The following is a 7,182-nucleotide window of genomic DNA, read 5'->3' on the forward strand; positions in this document are numbered from 1 at the left end:
TCATGGCCCGCACCTACAAGGCGCTTGCCCTGCTCCTGACCTATCCGAGCCCGCAAGTGCAGGACGCCACGCCCTATGCGCTGGGGGAGATCATCAAGGAAAACCTGCTGCCAGCGCCCCTGGTCAAGGCCTTGGGCGGTCTCGCCTCGATCCTGAGCAACGACGATATCTATGACCTGCAAGAGCGCTACACCGATCTGTTTGATCGCACGCGCTCCCTGTCGCTCAATCTCTATGAGCACGTCCATGGCGAAAGCCGCGATCGCGGCGAGGCCATGGTCGCGCTTCTGGAACTCTACCGCACCAAGGGCCTGGAGCTGACGGCCAACGAATTGCCCGACTTCCTGCCGGTGTTCCTGGAGTTCCTGTCGATCCTGCCCGACGCCGAGGCCTCTTCGCTGCTCGGTGAGGCGACCCACGTTCTGGACGCCATGGGCGAGCGCCTCAAAAAGCGCGACAGCCCCTATCGCGCGATCTTCGGCGCCCTGGCCAGTCTGGCGTCCCAAAAGGCCGATCCGGGGGCCTTGGCGGCCCTGCTCAGCGAGCCTGACGAGGATCCCGACGATCTCGAAGGTCTCGACAAGGCCTGGGCCGAAACCGCCGTCACCTTCGGTCCTTCGGATGTCGGCTGCCCCAAGGCCGGCGCTCTGGTCGAAGCCATGCAGGCCGAACCGGGCCGCGTTCCACGCCGGGCTCGCGCCGGCGCCCCCCAAGGAGCCTGATCATGGCCGTGCTCAACCAACTCTTGTTCGGGGTCTATCCCTATATCTGCCTGGCGGTGCTGGTGCTCGGCAGCGTTCTGCGCTTCGATCGCGAGCAATATACCTGGCGCTCGGGCTCATCCCAGCTGCTGCGCCGTCGCCAGCTGATGCTTGGCTCGGTGCTGTTCCACGTCGGCGTGCTGGTGATCTTCGGCGGCCACTTCGTGGGTTTGCTGACGCCGATCTGGGTGTTCGACGCCCTGCATATTCCGCACGGCGCCAAGCAGATCCTGGCCATCGTCGCTGGCGGCCTGGCGGGGGTGATGTGCCTGGCCGGCGGCCTGCTGCTCTTGCATCGGCGATTGTTTGATCCGCGCATCCGCAAGACGTCCAGCTTCAGCGACATCGCCATCCTGGTGATCCTGATGGTTCAACTGATCCTGGGCCTGTCGACCATTCCCGTCTCCCTGCAGCACCTGGACGGCCACGAGATGGTCAAGTTCATGACCTGGGCCCAGGGGGTCTTCACCTTCCGGCCGGGCATCGCCAGCGCGGTCGCCGACGTGAACCCGATCTTCAAGCTGCACCTGGTGCTCGGGATGACCATCCTGCTGCTGTTCCCGTTCACGCGCCTGGTCCACATGCTGTCTGCGCCGGTCTGGTACCTCAATCGCCGCGGCTGGCAGCTGGTGCGCACCAAGCGCGGCATGCCGATCTCCCCCGAGCCGGCCGCGCCGGTCTATCGCGACAAGATCGAAGCGGTGTGGCCGCCCTCTTCCTTCAAGACCCGGGAGTAGCCGAATGACCGCCACCACCGTTGTCGACGGCGTCGAGATTCCCGAGTTCCTGATCGCCCAGGAAGCCCAGAACCATCCCAGCCTTTCAGCGATGGAGGCCCGTCGGGCCGCGGGCAAGGTCCTGGCCGTGCGGGCTCTACTCCTGCATCGCGCCGACGAGTTAGGCCTGCGCCCTGAGCCCGAGCGCGATGCGGCCGATCGCGAAGAAACCGACGAGGAAGCCTTGATCCGCGCCGTCCTCGACGAGGAGGTCGATATCGAGACCCCTACCACCGAGCTCTGCCGACGGATCTACGACACCCAGCGCGAACGCTTCACCAGCCCCGCCCTGGTCGAGGCGGCCCATATCCTCATCGCCCCGCAAGGCGCGGAGGACGCCCACTGGGAGGCCGCCCGTCTGACGGCGCTCGACGCGGTGGCGACCCTGGTCAACAGCCCCGGCCAGTTCGCCGCCCTCGCTAAGGCCCTGTCGAGCTGCCCGTCGAGCGAGGTCGGCGGCTCCTTGGGACAACTTGGTCCAGGGGATGTGGTCAGTGAGATCGAACAGGCCTTGGTCGCTTTAAAGCCTGGCCAGGTTCTCAATCAGCCGGTGCGCTCGCGGTTCGGCTGGCATGTCCTCAAGCTGGATCGCCGCATCGAGGGGCGCGAGCTGCCCTTCGAGTATGTCGAGGACAAGATCCGGCTACATCTGGAGAGCCGGGCCTGGACGGCGGCGGCCACGCGTTACGTGTCCGACCTGGCCGATCGCGCCAGGGGCCTGGGCGTGGCCTTCAGCCTGACCCGTGACGGTCGCTTCGACACCGGGGCGCTGTCCCTAGGCGAACGGCTGGCCGGCGCCTCGGCGGCCGGTCTCGAGGCCTGGCTCGACACCTGCGACCCGGACTTGGCCACACGCGTGCGCACGGCCGCTTCGGCGGCCGGCGTCGATGTCGAGACCTTCGTGCAGCGCGCCGTTCAGGACTTCGTGAACACCGCCGGAGACGAGTCCTGGACCCATCTGATCTCCGCGGCCCAAGGGGCCGAAGATCCGGCCATCGCCGCCATCGCTTCCCTGCTGCGCACCCGGCTCACGCCCAAAGCGCGCACCTATACGATCTTCCGGAAAGTCTAGATCCTCATGCGTATCCTCTGGCTGCTGCCCCTGGCCGCGGCCCTTCCCAACCTGGCCCAGGCCGCCGAACCAGCCCGCGGCCAAATCCTGCTCGACGCCCGCCTTCGCTACGAGGCCGTCTCCCAGGACGGCCTGTCCAAGGACGCCCAGGCCCTGACGCTGCGCACGCGCCTCGGCTACGAGACCGCCGCCGTTCACGGCCTGAAGCTGCTGGTCGAGGGCGAAAACGTCACCGCCCTGGACGGCCGCTACAACAGCCAGATCAACGGCAAGACGGCCTATCCGGTGGTCGCCGATCCTGAAACGACCCAGCTCAACCGTCTGCAGCTGTCCTGGACCGGTCCGCTCGGCGGCGGCGCGACGGGCGGCGCCACCGTGGGTCGCCAGCGCCTGATCCTCGACAACGCCCGCTTCATCGGCAATGTCGGCTTTCGCCAGACCGAACAGACCTTCGATGCGGTGACCCTGGTCTATCGCCCCTCGCCCAAGCTCAGCCTGACCTATGCCTATCTGGACAAGGTCCACCGTATCCTTGGCGACGGTCATGCCCAGGGAAGCTGGCGTAGCGACTCCCATGTCGCCCAGATCGCCGCCAAGACCCCGATCGGCCAGGTCTCGGCCAGCGCCTACCTGCTGGACTTCGCCAACGCTCCGACCCAGTCCAGCGCCACCTACGACATCCGGCTGAGCGGCGCGCGTCCCTTGCGCTCGGACCTGACGCTCACCTATGAGGTGCAGTACGCCCGGCAAGGCGACTACGCCAACAGCCCGGCCGCCTTCAGCCTCGACTATCTGAACCTGATGGCGGGCCTAAAGACCAAAACCAGCGCCGTGGCGCTGGGGATCGAGCGCCTGGACGGCGACGGAAGCCGCGGCTTCCAGACCCCGCTGGCCACCTTGCACGCCTTCCAGGGCTGGGCTGACGTCTTCCTGACCACCCCGGCCAGCGGCGTGCGCGATTTGCAGCTGGCCGCCTCCACCAACCTGACCGCCTCCAAGGCTCACCCCATCAAGCTGCAGGCGGCCGCGCATCGCTTCGACGCCGCGCGCGGCGACGCCCGACTGGGCGATGAGCTGGACCTGGCCATCTCGGCGCCGCTGACGTCGAGGTTGTCGGCGGAGCTGGCGGCGGCGGCGTTCGACGGCGACCAACCAGCCTATCGCGACCGCACCAAGGTATGGCTGACGCTCGCCTACAAGCTCTGATCCACGGGCCCGGCCCGATGAGGACGCTATGACGACGACCCAGATCGAGGCCATTCCCCTGCATCTGCTGGCCGAGCCGATTGAGTGGTTCTTCGCCGAGCACTATCGTCATCGGCAGGCCTGCAAAATGATCGAGATGGCCGCCGCGGCCATGGTGTTCGACGGCCCGATGCTCTTCCAGCTGATCGGCTTCCTCGATCACGACCTGCCGTTGCATGTGATCGACGAGGAGGAGGACTTCTTCCCGCTTTTGCGGCGGCGCTGCGAAGCGGGAGACGATGTCGAGCGGGTGCTGGGCATGCTGTCGGCCGAGCATCGGGCCGACGTGGTCCAGGCCGGCGCGGTGCGCGCGCATCTGCAAGCCTGCCTGGAGCGCCGCTGCGCTCCAGGCCTAGATCCCGCGCAGCGCAAGGCCATGATCGCTTTCGCCGCCCAGGAACGCCGTCACCTGGGCCTGGAGAACGCCATCGTCTTGCCGATCGCGCGCCTGCGCCTGACACCTGACGACCTGACGACTCTGGGCCGCCGGCTCGCGGCTCGTCGCGGTCACCTGCTCAGCGCTGTTGTTGACTAAAGGAACAGGCAGGGCATGACCGAAGATCTGCTGACCAGCAACATGGCCTGGGTCGCCGGCCGCTATAACGATAGCGAGTTTTTCAGGCGCACGGCAGCTGAGCGCCAGACCGATTACCTCTGGCTGGGCTGCGCCGATAGCAGGCTCTCTGGACAGGAGCTGACCGATCTGCCGCCCGGCGCGATCTTCCATCATACCAATCCGGGAAACCTAGCCCCGCCTCTGGACGTCGGATTGCTGTCCAGCCTTCAGTTCTCGCTGGAAGTCTTGAAAGTGCGACATATCGTGGTTTGCGGCCACTATGGCTGTGGGGTCATGGCCGCGGCGCTGTCCAACGCGCCGATTGATCTCCTTGATCGCTGGCTCGGCCCAGTGCGTGCCCTGGCCTCGCGTCATGCCGAGGCGTTGGAGACGATCATGGATCCGGGCGCTCGAGCCAATCGGCTTTGCGAGCTCAATGTGACCGCGCAACTGGTCAATCTCGCCGGTAATCCATTGGTCCAGGACGCGTGGCGTCGCGGCCAGTCCCTGACACTGCACGGCTGGGTCCATTCGGCGGCCGACGGCCTGCTGCGCGATCTGGAAAATACCATCAGTAGCTTGAAACAGGCCATGGCCTTCGTCGGCGGCCTGGTGCCGGAGGCCCCGCGGCGGCGAAACGCGCGAAGGACCTCGGCATGAGCGAACCGAGCGTTGCTGTGGTCCTCGCCGGCGGCGCGGGTTTGCGCATGGGCGGCGGAAAGCCGCTGCGGGCCTGGGGTGAGGTTTCGCTTGTGGCCCGCGCCTTGGCCCTGGCCCAGGGCTATGCCGAGCACGTCGCCGTCGCCGTCCGCGACGCCGGGCAATTGGGCGACGGCGTGGGCGCCCCGCTGCTGTTTGATCATCCCGACGTTCCTGGCCCCTTGGCCGGTCTGGCCTCCGCCCTGGCTTTCGCCCGCGCCCGCGGCGCGGCGCGGGTGCAGCTCCTGGCCTGCGACATGCCCGTCCTGCCCGCCGATCTGACCCGCCGCCTGGCCGCGGTCCTGACTTCAGGGGGCGCGGTCGCCCTGCCCGCCAGCAACGGCCGGCTGCATCCGGTCTGCGGGCTCTGGAGCGTCGAGGTGGAGTCGACCCTGTCCCACTACCTGGCCCAGGGTCGCTCATCGCTTCGGGGATTGGCCGAAACGACGGGTCTGGCGGTGGCCGACTGGGGCGCGATCGTCCCCGACCCGTTCGTCAATCTCAACACCCTGGCCGAGCTCCAGGCCCAGCAGCCCCGTCGCCAAGCCGACTTGACGCGGGTCAAGGCCACGCCGCCCGTCCAGGGCCAGACTGCCGTCTAGGAGACCACCGATGTTTGACCCTGCCGAGCCGATCACCACCTTCCTGCGTCAGGATGAGGTCATCGCCGTGCGGATTCGCCGGGACTTCGACACCACGCCCGAGCGCCTGTGGACCGCCCTGACCCAGCCCGAGGACCTGGTCCAATGGCTGGCTCCGGGAACCATCGCGCTGGAGATCGGCGGCGCCGTCCAACTGGACTTTGGCGACAGCGGCGTGGTCATCAACAGCTTGGTGACGGCGTATGAGCCGGGTCTGCTGCTGGAATACGGCTGGAGCGGCGCGGGCGACACGGCCCGTCCGTTACGCTGGGAGATCGAGGCCTCCAACAACGGCGCCCGCCTGATCCTGAGCTTGACCCTGCCCGCCAGCGAGGACGCCGGCCGCGCCGCCGCGGGCTGGTCGGCGCATCTGGACATGCTCGCCGCCGCCCTGGCTGAGGTCCCCATTCGTTTTCCCTACGCGCGCTTCCAGGCCGCCTGCGAGGCCTATCGCGCTCCGGTAGCGTTCGCCCAGGCCGCTTGGGGGCTTGGCGCGACGCCCGCGGCCAACGCCGTCCCCGCCTGACTTCGCCGCCACGACCCTCGCCCCTCTGTCCGCCCGCCCCGACGCCGGCCTGATCGCCAGATATGACGGCCGCGCGCCGCGCTACACCAGCTATCCGCCGGCCACCCAGTTCACGCCGCAGGTCACCGCGCAGACCTATGGCGCGTGGCTGCGCGACTTGCCGACTGATCAGGCCGTGTCGCTCTATCTGCACATCCCGTTCTGCGCCCGGCTGTGCTGGTACTGCGGCTGCAACACCCGGGCGGTGAACCGCCACGAGCCGGTCGGCGACTACGTGCGTCTGCTGCTCGACGAGATTGACCTGCTGGGCGCCGCCCTACCCGCCCGCCTCGCGGCCGGCGCGGTGCATTTCGGCGGCGGCACCCCCAACATGTTGTCGACCGCCGAGGTCGACGCCATCTTCGACGGCCTGAGCCAGGTCTTCGACCTGACGTCTGACATCGACATCGCCGTCGAGATGGATCCCGCTATACTGACCCAGGACTGGGTGCGCGCCGCCGCCGCCCGCGGCATGAACCGCGCCAGCCTGGGGGTGCAGAACCTCACCCCCGAAGTCCAGGCGGCGGTCAATCGCCGCGACACCTTCGAACACATCGCCGACTGCGTCGCCTGGCTGCGCGAGGCCAAGGTCGGCTCGATCAATCTCGACTTGATGTATGGCCTGCCCCACCAGACCACCGCCAACACCCTGTCGACCCTGGACCAACTGCTGACCCTGCGCCCCGAGCGGCTGGCCCTGTTCGGCTATGCCCACGTGCCGTGGATGAAGAGCCACCAGCAGCTGATCGACGAGGCGGCCCTGCCCGGACCCCAGGCGCGCCTGGACCAGAGCGAAAGCGCCGCCGAACGGCTGGCGGCAGAAGGCTATGTGCGGATCGGCCTCGACCATTTCGCCCTGCCCGAGGA

At 67.8% G+C, this 7,182-nt stretch carries 9 protein-coding genes; all 9 read left to right on the plus strand.

The features are described 5' to 3' along the window. Positions 1 to 2 precede the first annotated feature (2 nt). Positions 3 to 722 carry a nitrate reductase molybdenum cofactor assembly chaperone gene (gene narJ / locus AC1RJ9_RS26730; protein WP_492841501.1) on the plus strand — a complete coding sequence of 240 codons (720 nt, stop codon included), beginning with the start codon at positions 3 to 5 and terminating at the stop codon, positions 720 to 722. 2 nt (positions 723 to 724) lie between these two features. Next, positions 725 to 1,498 carry a respiratory nitrate reductase subunit gamma gene (gene narI, locus AC1RJ9_RS26735; RefSeq protein WP_492841499.1) on the plus strand — a complete coding sequence of 258 codons (774 nt, stop codon included), beginning with the start codon at positions 725 to 727 and terminating at the stop codon, positions 1,496 to 1,498. A gap of 4 nt (positions 1,499 to 1,502) precedes the next feature. Further along, entirely contained in the window at positions 1,503 to 2,609 is a 1,107-nt protein-coding gene (locus tag AC1RJ9_RS26740) for a peptidylprolyl isomerase (protein ID WP_492841497.1), read from the plus strand. A gap of 6 nt (positions 2,610 to 2,615) precedes the next feature. Further along, complete coding sequence (locus AC1RJ9_RS26745; RefSeq protein ID WP_492841495.1) at positions 2,616 to 3,815, plus strand: alginate export family protein; 1,200 nt, start codon at positions 2,616 to 2,618, stop codon at positions 3,813 to 3,815. Positions 3,816 to 3,843: 28 nt separating this feature from the next. Beyond that, positions 3,844 to 4,389, plus strand: coding sequence for a hemerythrin domain-containing protein (locus tag AC1RJ9_RS26750; protein ID WP_492841493.1), 546 nt, complete (start codon positions 3,844 to 3,846; stop codon positions 4,387 to 4,389). Positions 4,390 to 4,404: 15 nt separating this feature from the next. Continuing rightward, the gene (locus AC1RJ9_RS26755) at positions 4,405 to 5,070 is read left to right on the plus strand and encodes a carbonic anhydrase (RefSeq protein WP_492841491.1); all 666 of its coding nucleotides are present in this window, start codon (positions 4,405 to 4,407) and stop codon (positions 5,068 to 5,070) included. Next, the gene (locus tag AC1RJ9_RS26760) at positions 5,067 to 5,711 is read left to right on the plus strand and encodes a molybdenum cofactor guanylyltransferase (protein WP_492841489.1); all 645 of its coding nucleotides are present in this window, start codon (positions 5,067 to 5,069) and stop codon (positions 5,709 to 5,711) included. Before AC1RJ9_RS26755 ends, AC1RJ9_RS26760 begins: the two co-directional genes overlap by 4 nt. 10 nt (positions 5,712 to 5,721) lie before the next feature. Next, positions 5,722 to 6,276 carry an SRPBCC family protein gene (locus AC1RJ9_RS26765; protein ID WP_492841487.1) on the plus strand — a complete coding sequence of 185 codons (555 nt, stop codon included), beginning with the start codon at positions 5,722 to 5,724 and terminating at the stop codon, positions 6,274 to 6,276. Further along, a partial coding sequence (locus AC1RJ9_RS26770; protein ID WP_492881719.1) for a radical SAM protein occupies positions 6,239 to 7,182 on the plus strand: 944 nt, incomplete at its 3' end. The genes AC1RJ9_RS26765 and AC1RJ9_RS26770, both read left to right, overlap by 38 nt.

The organism is Caulobacter sp. GW822-FHT07D08 (assembly GCF_058798735.1).